This is a genomic window from Pseudomonas sp. FBCC-B545 (assembly GCF_059134095.1).
In genome coordinates, this window is the sequence record NZ_CP101441.1 from 4717022 (window position 1) to 4740188 (window position 23167).

At 60.7% G+C, this 23167-nt stretch carries 20 protein-coding genes; 8 read left to right on the top strand and 12 right to left on the bottom strand.

Annotated elements, in window-relative coordinates; all coding sequences use genetic code 11:
* Positions 1-2 precede the first annotated feature (2 nt).
* Entirely contained in the window at positions 3-587 is a 585-nt protein-coding gene (locus NMB39_RS21885; protein ID WP_306957329.1) for an acyl carrier protein phosphodiesterase, read from the bottom strand.
* 154 nt (positions 588-741) lie between these two features.
* Between NMB39_RS21885 and NMB39_RS21890 the strand changes: the two genes are divergently transcribed.
* The 3 genes from NMB39_RS21890 to NMB39_RS21900 are packed head-to-tail and all read left to right on the top strand — an operon-like array spanning position 742 to position 3336.
* The gene (locus NMB39_RS21890) at positions 742-1068 is read left to right on the top strand and encodes an ArsR/SmtB family transcription factor (RefSeq protein WP_306957328.1); all 327 of its coding nucleotides are present in this window, start codon (positions 742-744) and stop codon (positions 1066-1068) included.
* 14 nt (positions 1069-1082) lie between these two features.
* Complete coding sequence (locus NMB39_RS21895; RefSeq protein ID WP_057021973.1) at positions 1083-2249, top strand: MFS transporter; 1167 nt, start codon at positions 1083-1085, stop codon at positions 2247-2249.
* A 31-nt stretch (positions 2250-2280) separates the two neighbouring features.
* On the top strand, positions 2281-3336 hold the full coding sequence (locus NMB39_RS21900) for an alkene reductase (protein WP_057021972.1): 1056 nt from the start codon (positions 2281-2283) through the stop codon (positions 3334-3336).
* Positions 3337-3639: 303 nt separating this feature from the next.
* Here the strand turns inward: NMB39_RS21900 and NMB39_RS21905 are convergent, their stop codons facing one another.
* Positions 3640-4272: a TetR family transcriptional regulator gene (locus NMB39_RS21905; protein ID WP_043050010.1), complete on the bottom strand. Its 633-nt coding sequence runs from the start codon at positions 4270-4272 to the stop codon at positions 3640-3642.
* A 265-nt stretch (positions 4273-4537) separates the two neighbouring features.
* On the opposite strand from NMB39_RS21905, the gene NMB39_RS21910 reads away from it, so the two are divergent.
* The 5 genes from NMB39_RS21910 (at position 4538) to NMB39_RS21930 (ending at position 12722) form a co-directional block, all read left to right on the top strand.
* Positions 4538-5686 carry an efflux RND transporter periplasmic adaptor subunit gene (locus NMB39_RS21910; RefSeq protein WP_043050009.1) on the top strand — a complete coding sequence of 383 codons (1149 nt, stop codon included), beginning with the start codon at positions 4538-4540 and terminating at the stop codon, positions 5684-5686.
* Between the two features lie 3 nt (positions 5687-5689).
* Entirely contained in the window at positions 5690-8851 is a 3162-nt protein-coding gene (locus tag NMB39_RS21915) for an efflux RND transporter permease subunit (protein ID WP_057021971.1), read from the top strand.
* Positions 8848-10305, top strand: coding sequence for an AdeC/AdeK/OprM family multidrug efflux complex outer membrane factor (gene adeC / locus NMB39_RS21920; RefSeq protein ID WP_057021970.1), 1458 nt, complete (start codon positions 8848-8850; stop codon positions 10303-10305). The genes NMB39_RS21915 and adeC overlap by 4 nt, the downstream gene beginning before the upstream one ends.
* A gap of 183 nt (positions 10306-10488) precedes the next feature.
* Positions 10489-11739 carry an OprD family porin gene (locus tag NMB39_RS21925; protein WP_306957321.1) on the top strand — a complete coding sequence of 417 codons (1251 nt, stop codon included), beginning with the start codon at positions 10489-10491 and terminating at the stop codon, positions 11737-11739.
* A gap of 83 nt (positions 11740-11822) precedes the next feature.
* Positions 11823-12722 carry a polysaccharide deacetylase family protein gene (locus NMB39_RS21930; protein ID WP_494340066.1) on the top strand — a complete coding sequence of 300 codons (900 nt, stop codon included), beginning with the start codon at positions 11823-11825 and terminating at the stop codon, positions 12720-12722.
* Positions 12723-13344: 622 nt separating this feature from the next.
* On the opposite strand, the gene NMB39_RS21935 is transcribed toward NMB39_RS21930, so the two are convergent.
* The 10 genes from NMB39_RS21935 to NMB39_RS21980 all read right to left on the bottom strand — a co-directional run bounded on the left by NMB39_RS21935 (position 13345) and on the right by NMB39_RS21980 (position 23030).
* Entirely contained in the window at positions 13345-14520 is a 1176-nt protein-coding gene (locus tag NMB39_RS21935; RefSeq protein ID WP_494339235.1) for an integrase core domain-containing protein, read from the bottom strand.
* A 308-nt stretch (positions 14521-14828) separates the two neighbouring features.
* The gene (gene pcaC / locus NMB39_RS21940) at positions 14829-15224 is read right to left on the bottom strand and encodes a 4-carboxymuconolactone decarboxylase (RefSeq protein WP_057022235.1); all 396 of its coding nucleotides are present in this window, start codon (positions 15222-15224) and stop codon (positions 14829-14831) included.
* 10 nt (positions 15225-15234) lie between these two features.
* Complete coding sequence (pcaD, locus tag NMB39_RS21945) at positions 15235-16026, bottom strand: 3-oxoadipate enol-lactonase (RefSeq protein ID WP_367236902.1); 792 nt, start codon at positions 16024-16026, stop codon at positions 15235-15237.
* Between the two features lie 10 nt (positions 16027-16036).
* Complete coding sequence (locus NMB39_RS21950; RefSeq protein ID WP_494340065.1) at positions 16037-17401, bottom strand: 3-carboxy-cis,cis-muconate cycloisomerase; 1365 nt, start codon at positions 17399-17401, stop codon at positions 16037-16039.
* Positions 17402-17411: 10 nt separating this feature from the next.
* Positions 17412-18707 (bottom strand): MFS family transporter, encoded by a 1296-nt coding sequence (locus NMB39_RS21955; RefSeq protein WP_046071353.1) that lies wholly within the window; start codon positions 18705-18707, stop codon positions 17412-17414.
* A gap of 197 nt (positions 18708-18904) precedes the next feature.
* The gene (gene pcaG / locus NMB39_RS21960) at positions 18905-19471 is read right to left on the bottom strand and encodes a protocatechuate 3,4-dioxygenase subunit alpha (RefSeq protein ID WP_057021965.1); all 567 of its coding nucleotides are present in this window, start codon (positions 19469-19471) and stop codon (positions 18905-18907) included.
* Position 19472: 1 nt separating this feature from the next.
* Positions 19473-20177, bottom strand: a complete 705-nt coding sequence (gene pcaH / locus NMB39_RS21965) for a protocatechuate 3,4-dioxygenase subunit beta (RefSeq protein WP_494340064.1) — start codon at positions 20175-20177, stop codon at positions 19473-19475.
* 14 nt (positions 20178-20191) lie between these two features.
* Entirely contained in the window at positions 20192-21397 is a 1206-nt protein-coding gene (pcaF, locus tag NMB39_RS21970; RefSeq protein WP_172833444.1) for a 3-oxoadipyl-CoA thiolase, read from the bottom strand.
* On the bottom strand, positions 21394-22173 hold the full coding sequence (locus NMB39_RS21975; protein ID WP_057021962.1) for a CoA-transferase subunit beta: 780 nt from the start codon (positions 22171-22173) through the stop codon (positions 21394-21396). Before NMB39_RS21975 ends, pcaF begins: the two co-directional genes overlap by 4 nt.
* On the bottom strand, positions 22173-23030 hold the full coding sequence (locus tag NMB39_RS21980) for a CoA transferase subunit A (protein WP_046071349.1): 858 nt from the start codon (positions 23028-23030) through the stop codon (positions 22173-22175). The genes NMB39_RS21975 and NMB39_RS21980 overlap by 1 nt, the downstream gene beginning before the upstream one ends.
* Positions 23031-23167 lie beyond the last annotated feature (137 nt).

A 23167-nucleotide genomic window follows, 5' to 3' on the forward strand; every position in this document is an offset into this window, starting at 1 on the left:
ATTTAATTCTGTGTAGCCTGCTGGGTTTGTGCGAATGCCTGTAACTCTGGGTAGAACTCACTGAAGTCTCTGCTCAGTGGTTCATACAACACCCGCAACTCCTGCATCGCAAACCCCAACGCGTCTGGGTCAGTCAGCCGCCGCGAAATCCCACGCAGCACCTGCTCCATCACCGCAAACTCGCGATACGAGCCCAGCCAATCATCCGCCGCCATGTAGGGCGCAATCTGCGCCAGCCGCCCCGGCAAAGCGGGTTCGGTCGCCAGCACGCGATACACCTGCGAGGTAAAACGCTCCAGGGGCTGGTCGGCATACAGTGCCCAATCCCGCGCCAGGCAATGGTCGAAAAACACATCGAGGACGATCCCGGCATAGCGCCTGCGGGTCAGGCTGAAACGCGACAACGCCTCGCCCACCAGCGCATGGCTATCGGTAAAACGGTCAATGGAGCGATGCAGCTGGATCGCCGCTTCGATTTGCGGGCTGAACTGGCCCTGCAAGCGACCTTTGACGAAGTCGCCATAGAGGCTGCCCAGCAGTTGCGCAGGAAGTTGGCCGCCCAGGTGCAGATGTGCGAGATAATTCATGGCGCGCAGTCTACCACTGCCTTCAACGTATCGTTATAACCCGATATACCGATTCAGTCTGACCTCAGATCAAATTCATATTGGTATATCGGGATAGACCGATTTAAAGTTCGCCTCATCGCGATATAACGCTTTACGACACCGAGCACCTGCCATGTCCATTGACCTCGACGAAATAATAAAAGCCCTGGCGCACCCAGTACGACGAGACATCCTCACCTGGCTGAAAGACCCGAAGGTGCAATTCCCCGAGCAACTGCACAACCACGAATACGGCATCTGCGCCGGGCAGATCGACCAGCGCTGCGGCCTGTCCCAGTCGACCGTGTCGGCCCACCTGGCCACCTTGCAACGGGCCGGGTTGATCAGCAGCCAGAAGGCCGGGCAATGGCACTTTTTCAAACGCAACGAGACAGTGATCCAGGCCTTTCTCGCGGCGCTCACCACCGAACTCAGCGCCGATATGAGCGCACCGCTGTAATAAAGGAAACGTAGATGCCCCTCTCGCTACTCATACTGGCCCTCAGCGCCTTTGCCATCGGCACCACCGAATTCGTCATCATGGGGCTGCTGCCCGATGTGGCGGCGGACTTGGGCGTGTCGATTCCCGGCGCCGGCTGGCTGGTTACTGGCTACGCCCTGGGCGTAGCCATCGGTGCGCCGTTCATGGCACTGGCCACCGCCAAGTTGCCACGCAAGGCCGCCCTGGTAGCGTTGATGGGTATCTTCATTGTCGGCAACCTGCTCTGCGCCCTGGCCAGTGACTACAACGTGCTGATGTTTGCCCGCGTCATCACGGCGCTGTGCCACGGTGCCTTCTTTGGGATTGGTTCTGTGGTGGCGGCCAACCTGGTACCAGCCAACAAGCGCGCTTCGGCCGTGGCCTTGATGTTCACCGGCCTGACCCTGGCCAACGTGCTCGGCGTACCGCTGGGCACCGCCCTGGGCCAGCAAGCTGGATGGCGCTCAACCTTCTGGGCGGTGACCGTGATTGGCGTGATCGCCTTGATCGGCTTGATCCGCTTCTTGCCGGCAAAGCGTGACGAAGAAAAACTCGACATGCGCGCCGAACTGGCAGCCCTCAAAGGTGCCGGAATCTGGTTGTCGCTGAGCATGACAGCGTTGTTCGCCGCCTCCATGTTCACCCTTTTTACCTACGTCGCACCGCTGCTTGGCGATGTCACCGGCGTGTCACCCAAGGGCGTGACCTGGACCCTGCTGTTGATCGGCCTGGGCCTGACCGTGGGCAACATTATCGGCGGCAAGCTGGCGGACAAACGCCTGGCGGCCACCCTGATCGGCGTGTTCATCAGCATGGCGGTGGTCTCAACTGTCCTGTCCTGGACCAGCGTCGCGCTGATCCCCACCGAAATCACCCTGTTCCTGTGGGCCACCGCTTCGTTTGCCGCCGTACCGGCGCTGCAAATCAACGTAGTGACCTTCGGCAAAGCAGCACCGAACCTGGTGTCCACCTTGAACATCGGCGCTTTCAATATCGGCAACGCTCTTGGCGCCTGGGTCGGTGGCAGCGTGATCGCCCATGGTTTCGGCCTGACCAGCGTGCCGCTGGCCGCCGCAGCACTGGCGATCCTGGCCCTGCTGGTGACCCTGATCACTTTCCGTCAGAGCGGCGACGCCGACCTGGCCCCTGCGACCAACTGATCAATCCACTTAAAGAGAAGGGTGTTATCCCATGACGACTATTTTCGATCCGATCACACTGGGCGACCTGGAACTGTCGAACCGCATCATCATGGCGCCGCTGACCCGCTGCCGCGCCGACGCCGGTCGTGTGCCCAACGCGCTGATGGCCGAGTACTACGTGCAGCGTGCCTCCGCTGGGCTGATCCTCAGCGAAGCCACCTCCGTGACACCCATGGGCGTGGGCTACCCGGACACCCCGGGCATCTGGTCCAACGACCAGGTGCGCGGCTGGGCCAACATCACCAAGGCCGTGCACGGCGCGGGCGGCAAGATCTTCCTGCAACTGTGGCATGTGGGTCGCATCTCCCACGAGTCCTACCTGAACGGCGAAACCCCGGTGGCCCCAAGCGCAGTCCAGGCCAAAGGTCATGTCAGCCTGGTTCGCCCACTGGCCGACTATCCGACCCCACGCGCCCTGGAAACCGCTGAAATCGCCGACATCGTCGACGCTTACCGCGTAGGTGCCGAGAACGCCAAGGCTGCAGGCTTTGACGGCGTGGAAATCCACGGCGCCAACGGCTACCTGCTCGACCAGTTCCTGCAAAGCAGCACCAACCAGCGCACCGACCAATACGGCGGCTCCCTGGAAAACCGTGCGCGCCTGTTGCTGGAAGTGACCGACGCCGCCATCGAAGTCTGGGGCGCCGGCCGCGTGGGCGTGCACCTGGCACCGCGTGCCGATGCCCATGACATGGGCGACGCCAACCTGGCCGAAACCTTCACCTACGTCGCCAGCGAACTGGGTAAACGTGGCATCGCCTTCATCTGCTCCCGTGAAAAAGAAGGCGCGGACAGCCTCGGCCCACAACTGAAAAAGGCCTTCGGCGGCGTGTACATCGCCAACGAACGCTTCACCAAGGACAGCGCCAACGCCTGGCTGGCCGAAGGTAAAGCCGATGCCGTGGCCTTCGGTATTCCCTTCATTGCCAACCCAGACCTGCCGGCGCGCTTGAAGGCGGATGCAGCGTTGAACGAGCCGCACCCGGAAACCTTCTATGGCAAAGGCCCGGTGGGTTATATCGATTACCCGACACTGCCGATCTAACTGACTGAAACAAAAAACAAAGTGGGAGGGGGCTTGCCCCCGATAGCGGTGGCTCAGTCAACACATCATTGACTGACACACCGCTATCGGGGGCAAGCCCCCTCCCACATTTTGACTGTATGTAGGCTCTTGGAAACATTGCTTCACAGAACCGCAACAATATCGCTACAAAATACTTAGCCGGCTACCTATCAACCGCAGGCCAGCCCGTATATAAAGTCACCCCGCCATTCAGGCAAAGGGACGATTGACTGTCTCTGGTCTTTACTATTGACACAACTGGACGCAATTACGCATTTTGTCTCAATTGCGCAGGCTGGGGCTCAGGCGCAGCATGTCCAGCCCTATGTCAGCCCAGCGCTCGGCGTCTTGATGCAGTTGAAAACTGTCAGGCACCAACAGCCACTGTCCGATCAGACCGTGGATAAACGCATGGATGCATATGGCCCCGCGGGTGGTATCGAGCGTTTCTGGAAGTTGCCCGCGATGGACCGCGTTACGCAACGTCAAGCCGATACGCAGGTTGCATTCAAGAGTGTGGGTCTGGCGTTGGCGGCGCATGTCACACATTTCATCGGTGAACTCGCACTTATGAAACAGGATTTCGTTGATGCGCCGGGTTTTCGGGTCCAGGGCCACTTCATGATAGAGATGAATCAGCAACTTGCGCATACAGCCCAGCGGGTCGACTTCGTCCTCGCTTTCACTGGCGCGGGCCAATTCGTCCAGGGGCTCGTGCAGCGTGTCGAGCAATGCCTGAAGCAAGTCGGACTTATTGCTGAAATGCCAGTAGATAGCACCGCGCGTCACTCCCGCCAGCGCGGCGATGTCCGCCAGGGTGGTGCGCGCCACGCCACGCTCATAGAAGGCTTGCTCAGCGGCTTGGAGAATCTGGCTGCGCGTTTCCTGAGCTTCCTCTTTGGTGCGACGAACCATGGCAGTAAAACCTCAATCGGGACACTGTGGATGGTGCTTGACCATCATCTGAATAATTGTGGGACGACGCCGTCATGGGCGCCGAACGTACTAGAATCGAGGCTTGGGGCGCTGCTTTGTCAACATTGCGCACGGCCTGTCAAGAGTTTACAAACAACCATGAACGTAAGTATATTGCGTAGCAAGCTACTTATCTACTCACAGCCTGTTTTTTACCCTTCCACACTTCTTGTGCGCACCCTGCGCGCCTGACCCGAGGATCTTCATGCAACTTAAGCCAGCTGTTACCGCTCTGGTCACTGCCGTCGCCCTGGCATCGCTGCTCAGCGGATGTAAAAAGGAAGAAGCGGCACCGCCCGCTCAAACCCCTCAGGTCGGCGTGGTCACCATTCAACCGCAAGCCTTTACCCTGACCACCGAGTTGCCAGGCCGCACCACGGCCTATCGCATCGCGGAAGTCCGGCCTCAGGTCAACGGCATCATTCTCAAGCGCTTGTTCAAGGAAGGCGCGGATGTGAAGGAAGGCCAGCAGTTGTACCAGATCGACCCGTCGGTCTATGAGGCGACACTCAAGAGCGCCCAGGCCAAGCTGACCCAGACCAAGTCGATCACCGACCGCTACAAGCAACTGGTCGATGAACAGGCCGTCAGCCGCCAGGAATACGACACCGCCGTCGCCGACCGCATGACCGCCGAAGCCGACCTGCAGAGCGCCCAGATCAACGTGCGCTACACCAAGGTGTTCGCACCGATCTCCGGGCGTATCGGCCGTTCTTCGGTCACCGAAGGCGCACTGGTCAGCAATGGTCAGGCCGATGCCATGGCCGTGATCCAGCAACTGGACCCGATCTACGTCGACGTTACGCAGTCCTCGGCTGAAATGCTGAAGCTGCGTCGCGACCTTGCCAGTGGCCAACTGGAGAAAGCCGGCGACAACGCGGCCAAGGTCAAGCTGACCCTGGAAGACGGCACGCCTTACGCCCAGGACGGCAAGCTCGAATTCTCCGAAGTGTCGGTCGACCAGACCACCGGTTCCGTGACCCTGCGTGCCGTGTTCCCCAACCCTGACCATGTGCTGCTGCCGGGCATGTTCGTGCACGCCCAGCTGCAAGCGGGTGTGAACAGCAAGGCCATTCTCGCTCCGCAACAAGGCGTGACCCGTGACCTCAGGGGCATTCCGACGGCGCTGATCGTGAACAAGGACAACAAGGTCGAGCAACGCGAGCTGGTTGCCAACCGCACTGCCGGTGCGTACTGGCTGGTGGAAAAAGGCCTTGACGCCGGTGACCGCGTGATCACCGAGGGCCTGCAATTCATCAAGCCGGGTATCGAAGTCAAGGTCAAGGACGCCGACAACGCCAAACCCGCCGGTACTGCTGCAGCGCCTGCTGCCGCTGCTGGTCAAGGGGAGTAATCCATGTCGAAATTTTTTATCGACCGTCCCATTTTTGCCTGGGTAATTGCCCTGGTGATCATGCTGGTCGGGGCACTGTCGATCCTGAAGTTGCCCATCAACCAATACCCGGCCATTGCGCCAACGGCCATTGATATCCAGGTGACCTACCCAGGCGCGTCCGCACAAACCGTGCAAGACACCGTGGTTCAGGTCATCGAGCAACAGCTCAACGGTATCGACAACCTGCGTTATGTCGCCTCGGACAGTAACTCCGACGGCAGCATGACCATCACCGCGACGTTCAACCAGGGTACCAACCCGGATATCGCCCAGGTCCAGGTGCAGAACAAGCTGAACCTGGCCACCCCGCTGCTGCCGCAAGAAGTGCAGCAACAGGGTATCCGCGTGACCAAGTCGGTGAAGAACTTCCTGATGGTGATCGGTCTGGTGTCGGAAGACGGCAGCATGACCAAGGACGACTTGTCCAACTACATCGTGTCCAACATCCAGGACCCGATTTCCCGTACCTCGGGCGTGGGTGACTTCCAGGTCTTCGGTTCGCAGTACGCCATGCGTATCTGGCTCGACCCGGCCAAGCTGAACAACTACCAGCTCACCCCGGTGGATGTCAGCAACGCCATCAAGGCGCAGAACGTGCAGGTGGCCACCGGCCAACTGGGCGGCCTGCCTGCCCTGCCCGGTACCCAGCTGAACGCTACCATCATCGGCAAGACGCGCCTGCAAAGCGCTGAAGAGTTCGCCAAGATCCTGATGAAGGTGAATACCGACGGCTCCCAGGTTCGCCTGGGTGACGTCGCGCGTATCGAGCTGGGCGGCCAGAACTACAGCATCAGTGCGCAGTTCAACGGCAAGCCGGCTTCGGGTATGGCCATCAAGCTGGCGGCGGGTGCCAACGCACTGGACACCGGCAAGGCCATCCGCGAAACAGTAAAGTCCCTGGAACCGTTCTTCCCGCCGGGCATGAAGGCGGTGGTGCCGTATGACACCACCCCGGTGGTGACCGAATCGATCTCCGGTGTGGTTCACACCCTGGTCGAAGCGATCGTGCTGGTGTTCCTGGTGATGTTCCTGTTCCTGCAGAACTTCCGCGCCACCATCATCACCACCATGACCGTACCGGTGGTATTGCTGGGTACCTTCGGGATCCTGGCCGCGTGCGGCTTCACCATCAACACCTTGACCATGTTCGGCATGATCCTGGCCATCGGCTTGCTGGTGGACGATGCCATCGTGGTCGTGGAAAACGTCGAACGGGTAATGGCCGAGGAACATCTGTCGCCCAAAGAAGCGACGATCAAGTCCATGGGCCAGATCCAGGGCGCCCTGGTGGGCATTGCTTTGGTACTGTCGGCGGTACTGCTGCCGATGGCGTTCTTCGGTGGTTCCACCGGGGTGATCTACCGCCAGTTCTCCATCACCATTGTTTCGGCGATGGCGTTGTCGGTCATGGTTGCCCTGATCTTCACCCCGGCCTTGTGCGCCACTATGCTCAAGCCGATCGATCCGGAAAAGCACGGCCAACCCAAGCGCGGCTTCTTCGGCTGGTTCAACCGCACCTTCGACAGCGGCGTACTCAAGTACGAGCGCGGCGTGGGCGGCATGATCAAGCACAAGATCCCGGCATTCCTGGTGTATGTGCTGATCCTGGCCGGCATGATCTGGATGTTCACCCGTATTCCGAGCGCGTTCCTGCCTGAGGAAGACCAGGGCGTGATCTTTGCCCAGGTGCAGACACCGGTCGGTTCTTCGGCTGAACGTACGCAGAAAGTCATCGATGACATGCGGGCCTTCCTGCTGCATGACAAGGAAGGCGAGCCAGGCGAAGGCAAGTCTGTGAACTCGGTGTTTACCGTAAACGGCTTCAACTTCGCCGGCCGTGGCCAGAGCTCGGGCCTCGCGTTTGTGATGCTCAAGCCGTGGGATGAACGTGACTCGACCCAATCGGTATTCGAAGTCGCCAAGCGGGCCCAGGGTTATTTCTTCGGAGCCTTCAAGGACGCAATGGTATTCGCCATCGTGCCACCTTCGGTTCTTGAATTGGGTAACGCCACTGGTTTCGACGTGTTCCTGCAAGACCAGGGTGGCGTCGGCCACGACAAGCTGATGGCTGCACGTAACCAGTTCCTCGGTGCGGCGGCGCAAAGCAAGGTACTGGCAGGCGTACGTCCAAACGGCGTGAACGATGAACCACAGTACGAGCTGACCGTCGACGACGAGAAAGCCAGCGCCCAGGGCATCAGCCTCGCCGATATCCAGCAGACCCTGGCCATTGCCCTGGGTGGCAGCTACATCAACGACTTCATCGACCGTGGTCGTGTGAAGAAGGTGTATGTGCAAGGTGACGCTGCCAGCCGTATGGCACCGGAAGACCTGGACAAATGGTACGTGCGCAGCGACTCCGGGAAGATGGTGCCGTTGTCGGCCATCTCGTCGGGCAAGTGGATCTTCGGTTCGCCGAAGCTCTCGCGATACAACGGTGTAGCGGCGATGGAAATCCTCGGTACCCCGGCGCCGGGCTACAGTACCGGTGACGCGATGGCGGAAGTCGAACGCATTGCCAAGGAACTGCCGGCCGGCATCGGCTACTCCTGGACAGGCCTGTCGTATGAAGAACGCCTGTCCGGCTCCCAGGCACCTGCGCTGTACGCACTGTCGCTGCTGGTTGTATTCCTTTGCCTGGCGGCACTGTACGAAAGCTGGTCGATCCCGATTGCGGTGATTCTGGTAGTGCCACTGGGTGTGATCGGTGCGCTGATCGCTACCAGTATGCGTGGCTTGTCCAACGACGTGTTCTTCCAAGTGGGCTTGTTGGTGACGGTGGGCCTGGCGGCGAAAAACGCCATCCTGATCGTGGAATTCGCCAAGGAGCTGCATGAGCAAGGCAAAGGCATCGTCGAGGCGGCGATCGAAGCTTCGCGGATGCGTCTGCGCCCGATCATCATGACGTCCATGGCGTTCGTGCTCGGCGTACTGCCGCTGGCGATTTCCAGTGGCGCAGGCTCAGGGAGCCAACATGCAATCGGTACCGGCGTAATCGGCGGTATGATCACCGCCACCGTGCTGGCGATCTTCTGGGTGCCACTGTTCTATGCAACCGTGTCCTCGGCTGGCGAACGCAAAAAGAAAGTCATTACTGAAACTCCTAAAGAGGCTGGCCAATGAGCAAGTCGCTACTTTCCCTAGCCGTCACGGCATTCGTGCTCAGTGGCTGCTCGCTGATACCCGACTATCAGCGCCCCGATGCGCCGGTGGCCGCGCAGTTCCCGCAGGGGCCGGCGTATTCGTCGGCCCAGGCGCCGGGCCAGGCCGCTGCCGAGCAAGGCTGGAAGCAGTTTTTCCATGACCCTGCCCTGCAACAGCTGATCCAGACCGCGTTGGTGAACAACCGTGACCTGCGTGTCGCGGCCTTGAACATCGACGCTTATGCGGCGCAGTACCAGATCCAGCGTGCCGACCTGTTCCCGGCCGTGTCGGCCACCGGCAGCGGCAGCCGCCAGCGCACCCCGGCCAAGCTGTCGCAGACCGGCGAAGCAGGCATCAGCAGCCAATACTCTGCCGGCCTCGGGATCAGCTCCTACGAGCTGGACCTGTTCGGTCGCGTACGCAGCCTGAGTGAAGAAGCGCTGCAAAAATACTTCGCCACTGAGGAGGCGCGGCGCAGCACCCAGATCAGCCTGGTGGCCAGCGTGGCGAATGCCTACCTGACCTGGCAGGCCGACAAGGAACTGCTCAAGCTGACCCAGGACACCCTCGGTGCTTTCGAGCAGAGCTTCAAGCTCACCTCGCGCAGCAACGAAGTCGGCGTGGCCTCGGCGCTGGACCTCAGCCAGGCACGCACCTCGGTGGAAAACGCCCGGGTCCAACTGGCCCGGTATACCCGCCAAGTGGCTCAGGACGAAAACAACCTGACCCTGCTGCTGGGCACCGGCCTGCCGGCGAATATCGCCAGCAAGCCGCTGTCGGATAACCTGCTCAGCGAAGTGCCTGCCGGGTTGCCATCGGACCTGCTGCAACGTCGTCCCGACATTGTGCAGGCCGAGTACAACCTCAAGGCGGCCAACGCCAATATCGGCGCGGCCCGTGCTGCATTTTTCCCGAGCATCAGCCTGACCGCCAGCGCCGGCACCGCCAGCCCTACCCTGGGCGGCCTGTTCAAAGGCGGCTCGGGCACCTGGGCGTTCGCCCCGCAGATCAACATCCCGATCTTCAATGCCGGTAGCCTGCGCGCAAGCCTGGACTACTCGAAGATCCAGAAAGAGATCAACGTGGCCAACTACGAGAAGGCGATCCAGACCGGCTTCCAGGAAGTTTCCGACGGCCTTGCCGCACGGGCGACCTACAAGCAGCAACTGGACGCCCAACGTGGCTTCGTCGAGGCTAACCAGGACTACTACCGCCTGGCCGAGCGTCGCTACCGCATTGGTGTCGACAGCAACCTGACCTTCCTCGACGCCCAGCGCCAGCTGTTCAGTGCCCAGCAATCGCTGATCACCGACCGCCTTGCGCAGCTGACCAGCGAGGTCAACCTGTACAAGGCCCTCGGCGGTGGCTGGAACGAACAGACCGCGCAGAACGAGCCATTGAAAGAAGAAGCACCGCCCTTGAAGCTGTTCTGATAGTGCAGGTGTAAAAAAACCGCTTCCCTCACCGGAAGCGGTTTTTTTATGCCTGGATTATTACCCCGCCAACTTGCGTTCGATCATCGCCCACAACCTACCCTGCCCCGATTGAATCGCCCCCACACCGCCGCGCACCATGGCCGCCACCTGCATAACCCCAATAACAACAGGTCCGACACCATGAGCACTTTCCAACCGCGTCAGCTGTTGCTGGCGACCGCTGTCGCCAGCCTTGCCCTTCCCGCTATCGCCGAAGAACACGGTTTTCTCGAAGACGCCAGCGCCAATCTCAACCTGCGTAATTTCTTCTTCAACCGCAATTACACCAACCCGACCAAGGCCCAGGGCGGTGCGCAGGAGTGGACGCAGAGTTTCATCCTCGACGCCAAGTCGGGCTTCACCCAGGGCACCGTGGGTTTTGGTGTGGATGTACTCGGCTTGTACTCGCTCAAGCTCGATGGCGGACGCGGCACGGGCGGCACCCAGTTGCTGCCGCTGGACCATGATGGCCGGCCGGCGGACGAATTCGGACGCCTGGGCGTGGCCTTCAAGGCGCGGTTTTCCAAGACCGAACTCAAGGTAGGCGAATGGATGCCAGTGTTGCCGATCCTGCGTTCGGATGACGGCCGCTCCCTGCCGCAGACCCTGCGCGGTGGGCAGATCACCTCGAAGGAAATCGACGGCCTGACCCTGTATGGCGGCCAGTTCCGCGCCAACAGCCCGCGTGATGACGGCAGCATGAGCGACATGTCGATGTTCGGTAAAGCTGCATTTACTTCCGACCGTTTCAACTTCCAGGGTGCCGAATATGCGTTCAACGACAAGCGCACCCAGGTCGGCGTATGGAACGCCCAGCTCAAGGACATCTACAGTCAGCAATTCATCAACCTGATCCACAGCCAGCCCGTCGGCAACTGGACCCTCGGCGCCAACCTCGGGTTCTTCTACGGCAAGGACGACGGCAGCGCCCGCGCAGGCAGCCTGGACAACAAAACCTGGTCCGGCCTGTTCTCCGCCAGGTACGGCGGCAACACCTTCTACGTCGGCCTGCAAACACTCACCGGCAACAGCGCCTGGATGCGCGTCAATGGCACCAGTGGCGGCACCCTCGCCAATGACAGCTATAACTCGAGTTACGACAACGCCGAGGAAAAATCCTGGCAAGTGCGCCACGACTACAACTTCGCCGCTCTCGGCATACCCGGCTTGACGCTGATGAACCGTTATATCAGCGGCAGCAACGTGCACACCGGCACCATCAGCGACGGCAAGGAATGGGGCCGTGAAAGTGAAGTCGGCTATACGGTGCAGAGCGGCGCACTGAAGAATTTCAATGTGCGCTGGCGCAATTCGAGCATGCGCCGGGACTACAGCAACAATGAGTTCGACGAAAACCGGTTGATCGTCAGCTACCCGATAAGTCTGCTGTAAACCGGCGCCAGACTTAAGGTATGGTGCGCGCCTGCCGCTGCTGATCCCCTTTGACAGCGGCCCCTATCGAGCCTGCGCCCCTCATGAGATCCCTTGCCACAGCAAGCGCATTGTTGGCCATGGCCCTGAGCCTGAGCGGCTGCATCGGCGCACCTGTTGCCCTGACGCCGGCAAGCCAGCAACGCTTGCAAACCCAGGCACCGATCCGCTTCCTGCTGACCTTCGATGACGGCCCCAGCGCCTCGGGCTACAACAACCCGAGCCGCTCAGTGGTTGCCGACCTGGCGCACAACCCAGTGCTGCCGGGCATCAAGGCGGTGTTCTTCCTGCAGACCGAAGCAGCCCGCTCCGGCGGCAGTTCCCGGGGGCGCAAGACCATGGAGCGCGAATACGCCGCCGGCCATATCCTGGCATTCCATACGGCAACGGCGTTTCACACCAACCACCGCTGGCTGAACGATGCCGAACTGGAACGCACCCTGACCGAAGGTGCCGCCGATATCGCCAACATCACCGGCACGCCTCCGGTGCTGGTACGCCCGCCCTTCTGGAACTACGACAAACGCACCTTCGCCGCCTACCAGCGGCATGGCATGCAGGTGTTGCTGACGGACCTGAGCGCCAACGACGGCAAGATCTGGGGTTTTAATGGCAGTCCGCGCCGACGGGCCAATTTGTACCGGCAGTTGTCACTGGTACGTGAACGCATTGCCTTGGGCGAATTACCGACGGTGGACGGCGTGATCCCCGTGGTGGTGACCTTCCACGATATCAACCGCTACACCGCGCGACATATGCAGGAGTACTTGCAGATCCTCATGGACAGCGCGCAAATCAACGGTTTGAACACCGCTGTCGAGCCTTTCTACACCGACACTACCCAGCTTCAACAGGCGGCGCTGGCACGTACGGTGAAGGTCGTAAGCGACCCCGTGCACTTGCCAGGCGTATGGAATTGGGTGTGGGATGCCGATTCACGCTGATCTCTGCATCTTGCCCCACCACTCGGCACCTCGCCCAGGCTCGGTGTGCCCTCTCTCCGGCTTGAAACCGTGGGGCGCCGTCATGGGCCATCCTTGGCCCAGGACGGCTAACCCGGCGTCCTGCCGGGTTACCCACGGCTTCAAGCCTGCTTTCGGCCAGCGTGGTTTAACGGGGCGCTTGAGATCGAGATCAAAAGCGACTCGCTACGCATCGTAGATACGTTGGCGGCGCTTCTGCTTTTCTGTGGGAGCGGGCTTGCCCGCGAAAAACTGGAGGGCGCCGCGTTCATCCTGATTTCCTGCGCCATCGTTAACGACCATCGCGGGCAAGCCCGCTCCCACAGGGGTACGCGCAAGCTTCAACGATCAGGTCGGCTCTAAGGCCGCCTCGCTGTGCTTTTGATTTTGATCTTAGGCGCCCCGTTAAACCATGCTGGCCGGAATTCGACAGGGATTTGGGGGGTAAACCGGCAGGGATGCCGGTTTAGCCGCCCCGCGCCATGGAGGGCGCGTGGCGGCGGCCCCCCAAATCAATGTCGGATTACGGGCACACCGAGCCTGGGCGAGGTGCCGAGTGGTGGGGCATGTACGGGACAACCACATGGGTTACAAAAAAGTATCTCTACATAGGTGACACTTTTATCGAAACGTACCCGTTCTTTGCCTCTCTAGCATAGACCCGGCCTAGGATCACCGGACCGAAGATCACCTCCCATATATCATCACCAATCATCTCCATTCCAATGGTCTGATGCTTAAGCACATTAGCGATGTAAATTCGCAGACCTGATCGATTGATAATTCCATTGCTGTCAGTCAGGTAACACTCTACGTGGCTTGGATAACTCATTTCAGGTAGCTTTTCTGGGTAAGGCCGGGTCGAGGGCGAATAGCAGGAAGCAGGCGTTTTTTGATCAAGCGCCTCGTGCCCTCGCTCATAATTGTAGTGCTGCATAAAGCGGTTAAAGTGTTTCTGCTGAGCTTCCCAAGGAGTCGCTGGCGGTTGTGGCAGGGTGCTTTTCAGCGTTCGGTGCATGCGTTCGTGACGCCCATTCTGATCTGGTCTGCCGGGTTCAATTCGCTCAGGAATAATCCCTAACCGCAGCCACCAGATCGACAGCTGCGATAAGCCGGCCTGGCCCGTACTAGCAAATGGCACGCCGTTGTCTGTCCTGATGCGTTCCGGTAAACCGTACTCGCGAAAAACCCGTTCAAAGGTCTGTTGAGTTTCCTTGAAGTTAGTGCTGGGCATGCTCTGACAGGCCAGTAGGAAACGGCTGGCGTGATCCATGATCGTCAGCGGATAGCACCAAACCCCCGCGCCTGTCAGAAACTGGCCCTTATAATCAGCGCTGAATAGCTGATTAGGCGTTTCCGCCTTGCTCAAGGGTTTGGGGTAGACCGCTACACGCCGCCGAATGCGTTGGGGCGTAATCAGGTCAGCTGCTTTGAGGATGTTGTAGATGGTCGTTTTTGACGGTGGATCCTGATCCGGAAAACGCTTGAGCAAGTCATTCTGGATTTTCTTCGGCCCTGGAGTCGTTTCTCCGATAGAGCGAAGCTCAATGATTGCCTGCCTGACGGCAACAGGCACTACATAACTCTGATTGTGTCGACGACGACTGCGCTCCTCTAGCCCGCCTGGCCCCTCAGATTCGTATCGCTCGACCCATTTGTAACCAGTCTTTCGACTGATCTCATAGTCGCTGCACAGTTTGCTAAAGGTGTGTTTCCCCTCCAGATAAGAGGCTATGAACATCACTTTAAGATCCATTGGTTTCAGCTCATTCCAGGGCACGGTCAGATCCTCTCGAAGTCAACCGTGCTAGTTAATAACTGTTACCTATGTGCGTGAACTGATTTGTAACCCATGTGGGTGAGTCATACCGGCAAGAGCGTTTTGCTCACTTTTGCGCTTTTCAAAAGTGAGCCGCTGTAAGAGCGGAACCTATAGTGGCCGTTACCTAAACAACGGATATGTACCCAGGACGAAAACCAACATCCTCGGCTGTCAGGCCGCCACGGGAGCAAGCTCCCTGGTTTGCTGCGCGACAGCGTCACATCGAAGATGTGGTGGCGACTCCCACAGGTTGACCCTATTTCAATTCAGGTTTCTCGGGACTCAACGCCCAATTCATCCCACACCGACTCAGCCAGGTGAAAGGTTGCATTCGCCGCCGGAATCCCGCAGTAAATCGCACTCTGCATCAGCACTTCCTTGATCTCGGCGCGGGTCACCCCATTGCTGGCAGCGGCGCGCAGGTGCAATTTCAGTTCTTCACTGCGGTTCATGCCGATCAGCATCGCAATAGTGATCAGGCTGCGGGTATGCCGAGGCAGTCCGGGGCGCGTCCAGATATCACCCCAGGCGTGGCGGGTGATCATTTCCTGGAACTCGCTGTTGAACTCGGTCAGGGCATCGAGACTGCGATCGACATGGGAATCGCCCAGTACTTCGCGGCGCACTTGCAGGCCGTCGGCGTAACGTTGTTTCTCGTCCACAAAAAGCACCTCAGCGGGCCAGCAGGAATTCAATCACCCGGTCGCTGAATGCAGCGCCGGCTTGCACATTGGACAGGTGCGCCGCATAGAACTCGGCGTATTCGGCGCCGCGCACATGGCTCTGGATAAAGTGGCCGCCGGCGGGCGGCGTCACGGCGTCTTCAGTGCCGGCAATCACCAGGGTCGGCACCTTGATCGACGACAATTGCTCACGAAAATCTGCATCGCGCACCGCACCGCAGTTAGCGGCATACCCCTTGGGCGAAGTAGCCGCGAGCATATCGGTGATCTGCTTGGCCTGGTGCGGATTGGCGGCAGCAAAATCCGCTGTGAACCAGCGCGCAATCGAGGCATCACGCAAGGCGACCATCGCGGCTGCGCCATCGCGCAGGACCATTTCAATGCGTGGGTTCCAGGTGTCCGGCGTGCCGATCTTGGCGGCGGTATTGCATACCACCAGGCGTTGCAGGCGTTCGCCGGCGTGAATGCCCAGCCATTGGCCGATCAACCCGCCCATGGACAGGCCACAAAAATGCGCACGCTGGATACCCAGCGCATCCAGCAGGGCGATAACATCTCGGCCCAGTTGCTCGATGCTGTACGGTCCTTCGGTCACCAGTGATTTGCCATGGCCACGGGTGTCGTAGCGCAACACGCGAAAATGCTCGGTGAACGCCGGGACCTGGATGTCCCACATATGCAAGTCGGTGCCCAGGGAGTTGGACAGCACCAGCACCGGTGAGCCCGGCGGCCCCTCCAATTGGTAATGCAGTTCGCCCTCGGCGAGTTGTACGAAAGCCACAGCGGTCTCCTCAGGCGGTCAAGGCAAAGTGTTCGGTCACTGCACGGGTGACCCAAGTGTGCGCCTGGCCCAGGTAATGGGCCGGGTCGAGCAAGCGATCCAGTTCAGCCGCGGATAGCTCGGCGGTCACTTGCGGTTCATCCGCCAATACTTCACGCAAGTGGCGCCGCTCGGTCACGGCGCGTTTGCAGCACTGCTCCAGCAGATGGTGGGCGGTGTCGCGGCCCAGGCGCTGGGCAAGCACGATGCTGACGGCTTCGGCTAGCAGCAGGCCTTGGGTCAAGCCGAGGTTCTGCGCCATGCGCTCGGGGTCGACCTCCAGCCCTTCGCAGACCAGCAGTGCCTGTTGCAAGGCGCCGGACACCAACCGGCAAATCTCGGGCAGGGTTTCCCATTCGGCATGCCACAGGCCCAGGCTGCGTTCGTGCTCCTGGGGCATGGCGCTGTACATCGTTGCCACCAGGCCCGGTACGCGGGTGGCGGCGCTGATCAATACCGCGGCGCCCACCGGGTTGCGCTTGTGGGGCATGGTCGACGACCCACCCTTGCCCGGCGCCGCAGGTTCAAACACCTCCGCCGCTTCCGTTTGCATCAACAGGCTGATATCGCGACCCAGCTTGCCGAGGCTGCCGGCGATCAGGCCGAGCACGCTGGCAAATTCCACCAGGCGATCACGTTGGGTATGCCAGGGTTGTTCGGGCAAGCCCAGCTGCAATTCAGCGGCCAAGGCTTCAGCGATAGGCATGGCGTCTTCGCCGAGCGCAGCCAAGGTGCCGGACGCACCGCCAAATTGCAGCACCAACAGGCGCGGTTTCAACTCGGCAAGGCGCTGGCGACTGCGCGTCACGGCGCCCAGCCAACCGGCGATTTTCATTCCCAGGGTGACCGGCGTTGCGTGCTGCAACCAGGTTCGCCCGGCCAATGGCACGGCGGCGTAACGCTGGGCCTGGGCAGCCAGCATATCGCCCAGGCGCGCCAGGTCCGCTTCGATCAACCCCAGTGCCTGGCGCAACTGCAGCACCAGGCCAGTGTCCATCACGTCCTGGCTGGTCGCGCCCAGATGCACGTAGCGCTCGGCGCCGGGATCTTCACTGGCGATCAACTTGCCCAGTGCCTTGATCAATGGGATCGCCGAGTTGCCTGCCGTGGCAATCGCCACGCCGAGGGCGTCCACATCGTAGAGCGAAGCCAGGCAGGCCTGGGCAATCGGCGCCACGGCGGCCTGCGGAATCAACCCGACCCGGGCCTCAGCCCTGGCCAGCGCGGCCTCGAAATTCAGCATGCCCTGCAGGCGTCCCTGGTCGCAGAACACTTCGGCCATGCTGCCGGCGGTGAAGTAAGCGTCGAACAGTTGATTGCTCGTGCGCAGCGTCATAACTCGTCCCTTATAGATCGTGATGCAGGTAAGCCGCCTGTTTCGGCAAGCGCAAGCTGAACAGGAAGGCCACCGCCATCATCGCAGTGACGTACCAATAAAAGGTGTTTTCCATGCCGATGGATTTCAAGCTCAGCGCGACCACTTCCGCGGAACCACCAAACACCGCGTTCGCCACGGCATAGGCCAGGCCCACACCCAAGGCACGTACCTGGGGCGGGAACATCTCGGCTTTGACCAGGCCGCTGATGGAGGTGTAGAAGCTGACAATCGCCAACGCCAAGGTAATCAGCACAAAGGCCAGGAACGGGCTGGTCACGGTTTTCAGGGTCAGCAGGATCGGCACGGTGAACAGGGTGCCAAGGCCGGCGAACCAGAGCATGGAATTACGCCGGCCGATCTTGTCGGCCAGCATGCCGAACAGTGGCTGCATGCACATATACAGGAACAGCGCACCGGTCATGATGTAGCTGGACGTCTTGGCGTGCATACCCACGGTGTTCACCAGGTACTTCTGCATGTAGGTGGTGAACGTATAGAAAATCAGCGAGCCACCGGCGGTGTAGCCAAGCACGGTGATGAAGGCTTTGCCGTGATCGCGAAACAGCGCGACGATACTGCCGGCGTCCTTGTCTTCGCGCATTTCCTTGCTGGTGGTTTCCTTCAGGGTGCGCCGCAACAGCAGGGAGATCACCGCAGCAATAGCGCCGATCACGAACGGAATGCGCCAGCCCCAGGCGCGCAGTTCTTCTTCGGTGAGGATTTGTTGCAGGATCACCACCACCAATACCGCCAGCAACTGGCCGCCGATCAGGGTCACGTATTGGAACGAGGCAAAGAAACCGCGCTGGCCCTTGAGCGCGACTTCACTCATGTAAGTCGCCGTGGTGCCGTATTCGCCCCCCACCGACAAACCCTGGAACAGCCGCGCCACCAACAGCAACGCAGGAGCCCAGGCACCGATGTCGTTATAGGTGGGCAGGAAGGCGATGACCAGGGAACCGGCGCACATCATCAGCACCGAGATCATCATCGAGTTCTTGCGCCCGTGCTTGTCGGCCACCCGGCCAAACAGCCAGCCGCCAATGGGCCGCATCAGGAACCCGGCGGCGAACACACCGGCGGTGTTGAGCAGTTGCACCGTGGGGTCGTCCGAGGGGAAAAACGCCGGGGCGAAATAAATCGCGCAGAAGGCATAGACGTAGAAGTCGAACCATTCGACAAGGTTGCCGGATGAGGCACCGACAATCGCAAAAATCCGTTTGCTGCGTTCTTCTCCGGTGTAGTGGCTGGTTGTTGTTGTCATGTTTTTTCACTCAGTGGGAACGGTTATAGCCTAGACATACTTTGCAACAACCATGTTCCGCAAGCAGACTTTTGGGTATGTAGTGAGTGTGAGGGCCTCATCGGGGGCAAGCCCCCTCCCACACTGACCGAGTAGAGTTCAGACAACTCGGTCAAATGTGGGAGGGGGCTTGCCCCCGATGGGGCCCTACAGCCAACTCAGTAATCGAAGAACACCGTTTCCTTGTCTGTCCCCTGCAAAATCACATTCCACTGATGCACACCCTGCGCGTCCGCCTTGGCAATCAAGGTACCGCGACGCTCTGCTGGCACACATGCCAACAGCGGGTCATCGCCATTGAGCGCCTCGCCGTCAAAATAAATCCGCGTCAGCAAGTGCTTTACCAGCCCCCGGGCAAACACCAGTACCACCAGATGCGGCGCCTGGGTCGTGCCTTTCAATCCCGGCACGCTGCCTGGCTTGATGGTGGTAAAGCGAAAGCGCCCTTCGGCATCCACCGGCACCCGGCCGAAGCCTTCGAAGTTGGGGTCAAGCGCCTTGTCCTGCTCATCCTCAGGGTGGTCGTATTTGCCGGCGGCATTGGCCTGCCAGACTTCCAGCATGGCGTCGTTGACGACATCGCCGTTGCCGTCCAGCACTTGCCCGCTGATCGCCACGCGTTCGCCGAGGGTCTCGGCGACGGTCAGGTCTTCGCGATTCAGCCAGGTCAGGCCGATGTGGTAATACGGCCCGACGGTGTGGGACGTGGTTGCGTAGAGTGTCATCTCATTTCTCCATCGGCGTGGCGTCGCGGCCGCGCAGGACGATGTCCCAGCGGTAACCGAGGGCGTAGGACGGAACGGTTTTTTCCAGGTCGAATCGCGCGATCAAGCGCTCCTTGGCACTGGTATCCGGTACACAGTTGTAGATTGGGTCGTATTCCAGCAACGGGTCACCGGGGAAATACATTTGCGTCACCAACCGCGTCAGCACACTGGGGCCGAACAGCGAAAAGTGGATATGCGCCGGGCGCCAGGCGTTGTGGTGGTTGCCCCACGGGTAGGCACCGGGCTTGATGGTCTGGAATTGGTACCAGCCATCGGCGTCGGTGACAGTACGCCCGGTACCGGTGAAGTTCGGGTCCAGCGGCGCGTCGTGCAGGTCGCGCTTGTGGTTGTAGCGACCGGCGGCGTTGGCCTGCCAGATCTCCACAAGGATGCCCGGCACCGGCAAACCGTTCTCATCGAGTACCCGGCCATGAATGATGATGCGCTCGCCTTGGGGCTCGCCTTCATGCTGGGCCGTCAGGTCGTTGTCCTTGTCATTGATACGCTCGGCGCCGATGGTCGGGCCGGTGATTTCCGACAAGGAATGGGGCAGGAACACCAATGGCTGGGACGGCGAACGCAGGTTCGTCGACTGGTAGGCCGGGTGCAGGTAATCAGGTTGGGTACCCGCGTGCGGGCGCCGGTAACCGGGCTTGTCACTCATGGAGCAATCCTCTCTTATTGGACGCGTTCAATCGCCAGGGCCAGCCCTTGGCCGACACCCACGCACATGGTCGCCAGGCCTTTGCTGCCGCCGGTTTTTTCCAATTGGTGCAGGGCCGTCAGGACCAGTCGCGCACCGCTCATGCCCAGGGGGTGGCCGAGGGCGATCGCGCCACCGTTCGGGTTGACCTGGGGGGCATCGTCGGCAAGCCCCAGTTCGCGCAGCACCGCCAGACCTTGGCTGGCGAAGGCTTCGTTGAGTTCGATCACGTCAAAGTCAGTGACCGCCAACCCCAGGCGTTCCACCAGCTTGCGCACCGCCGGCACCGGGCCGATGCCCATCACGCGCGGGGCGACACCGGCACTGGCCATGCCCAGTACGCGGGCGCGGGCAGTGAGACCGTGTTTCTTTACCGCTTCGGCAGACGCGAGGATCAATGCCGCAGCGCCGTCGTTCACGCCCGAAGCGTTGCCGGCAGTGACGGTCTTGTCCGGACCGTTGACTGGCTTGAGCTTGGCCAGGGCTTCCAGGCTGGTGTCCCGTGGGTGCTCATCGTGCTCCACCACAGTTTCACCTTTTTTATGGGCGACCCGCACCGGCACGATCTCCTCGGCGAAAAAGCCGGCGGCTTGTGCGGCGACGGTGCGCTGCTGGCTGCGCAGGGCGAAAGCGTCCTGGTCGGCGCGGGAAACCTGATAATCGTCGGCGACATTGTCGGCGGTCTGCGGCATGGCATCCACACCGTACTGGGCCTTCATCAGCGGGTTGATAAAGCGCCAGCCGATGGTGGTGTCCTCCAGCTTCATGTTGCGCGAAAACGCCGCATCAGCCTTGCCCATCACGAATGGAGCACGGGACATCGACTCGACGCCACCAGCAATCGCCAGCTCCATTTCGCCGCTGGCGATGGCGCGAAAGGCCGTGCCGATGGCATCCATGCCCGAGGCGCACAGACGGTTGAGGGTCACGCCCGGAACGCTTTCCGGCAGCCCCGCCAGCAACAGTGCCATGCGCGCCACGTTGCGGTTGTCTTCGCCGGCCTGGTTGGCGCAGCCGAGGAACACCTCGTCCACTGCGTTCCAGTCCACCGAGGGGTTGCGCTCGATCAGCGCCTTGATCGGCAGCGCCGCCAGGTCATCGGCGCGTACAGTCGACAAGCCGCCACCAAAACGGCCGATAGGTGTGCGAATGGCATCGCAGATAAATACGTCGCGCATCAGGCTTCTCCCGGCGCTTGACCGTGGGCCGCGGCGGTGCGTGCTTCGAGATCACGCAGGGCGGTCAGTTCTGTCTCGGTGGGCTCAGCAGTGACGCTGACCTGATCGGCAAAGCGAATCGCCCAGCCGGTGGCGGCCACTACCTGTTCACGGGTCACGCCGGGATGCAGCGCGGTAACCACGAATTCATGGCTGCCCTCCTCCGGCTCCATGATGCACAGGTCGGTAATGATGCCTACGGGTCCTGCGCCGGGCAGGCCAAGACGCTTGCGTGAGTCGCCGCCTTCGCCGTGTCCGACAGAGGTGATGAAGTCCAGCTTGTCGACAAACGAACGGGACGACTGCTTAAGGATGATCAGCACGCTCTTGGCCGAACCTGCGATCTCCGGCGCGCCACCGGCACCGGGCAAACGCACCTTGGGCTGGTGATAGTCACCGACCACGGTGGTGTTGATATTGCCGAACCGATCAACCTGGGCCGCGCCGAGAAAGCCCACATCAATGCGCCCGCCCTGCAGCCAATAGCGAAAGATCTCACCGGTGGGCACCACGGTGTCGGCGGTCTCCGCCAACTCGCCATCGCCGATGGACAGCGGCAGCACGCTGGGCTTGGCCCCAATCGGGCCGGACTCGTAGATCAGCACCACGTCGGGCGATGAAGTCAGGCGCGCCAGGTTGGCGGCCTTGGACGGCAGACCGATGCCGACGAAGCACACCGAGCCGTTCTGCAAGCGGCGTGCAGCGGCGACGGTCATCATTTCATTGGTGGAGTAAGCCATTACTTGGCCTCCTGCGCGGTGGCCAGCTTGGCCCGGAATTCATTGAAATCGGCGGTGCCGTGGATGTATTCGTCGATCCAGGCAGTAAAGGTTTCACGGTCGCGGGCAATCGGGTCCCACGCCTGGTAGAAACGGTTATCGCGCTCGTTGTAGCCGTGGGCGTAGGAGGGATGTGCACCTCCGGGTACGAGGCATACCGCCGTCAGCGCCCAGGTCGGCAACACGCAGCTGTTCATCGGTGCATTCAGGTCATCGACGATTTCTTCGACGGTGACGATGCAGCGCTTGGCCGCCAGGGCCGCTTCCTTCTGCACGCCGAGAATGCCCCAGAGCAGCACGTTGCCCTTGCGATCGGCTTTCTGTGCGTGGATCACGGTGATGTCCGGACGTACCGACGGTACCGCCGCCAGCACTTCACCAGTAAACGGGCAGGTGACGGTCTTGATCAGTGGGTTGACCTTGGGCAAGTCAGAACCGGCGTAGGCACGCAGCACCGCGAACGGTAGGCCCGATGCCCCGGCGACGTAGGCATTGGCCAGGTCGGCGTGGCTGTGTTCTTCAATCTCCAGAGGCTGCGGCCATTGCTTCTCGACCGCGTCGCGCAGGCGATGCAGGGAGCCCACACCCGGGTTGCCACCCCAGGAAAAAATCAACTTGCGCGCACAGCCGGCACCGATCAACTGGTCGTAGATCAGGTCAGGGGTCATACGTACCAGTGTCAGGTCTTTCTTGCCCTGACGAATGATTTCATGACCTGCGGCCGTGGGGATCAGGTGGGTAAAGCCTTCGAGGGCGACGGTATCGCCGTCGTTCACGAAGCGCTTGACCGCATCACGCAGGGTGAGGATTTCAGCCATGGGGTTGGGCTCCCGCTGTTGATCAAAAAAGGCGCTGAGGGGGCGCCGAAGTGCTTGAAGGTTAAGCCGGGGATAGGGGCCAAACAATCCGATAATCGACTCAGTGTTCGATAAACGAACAGATTGTTACCTAGCTA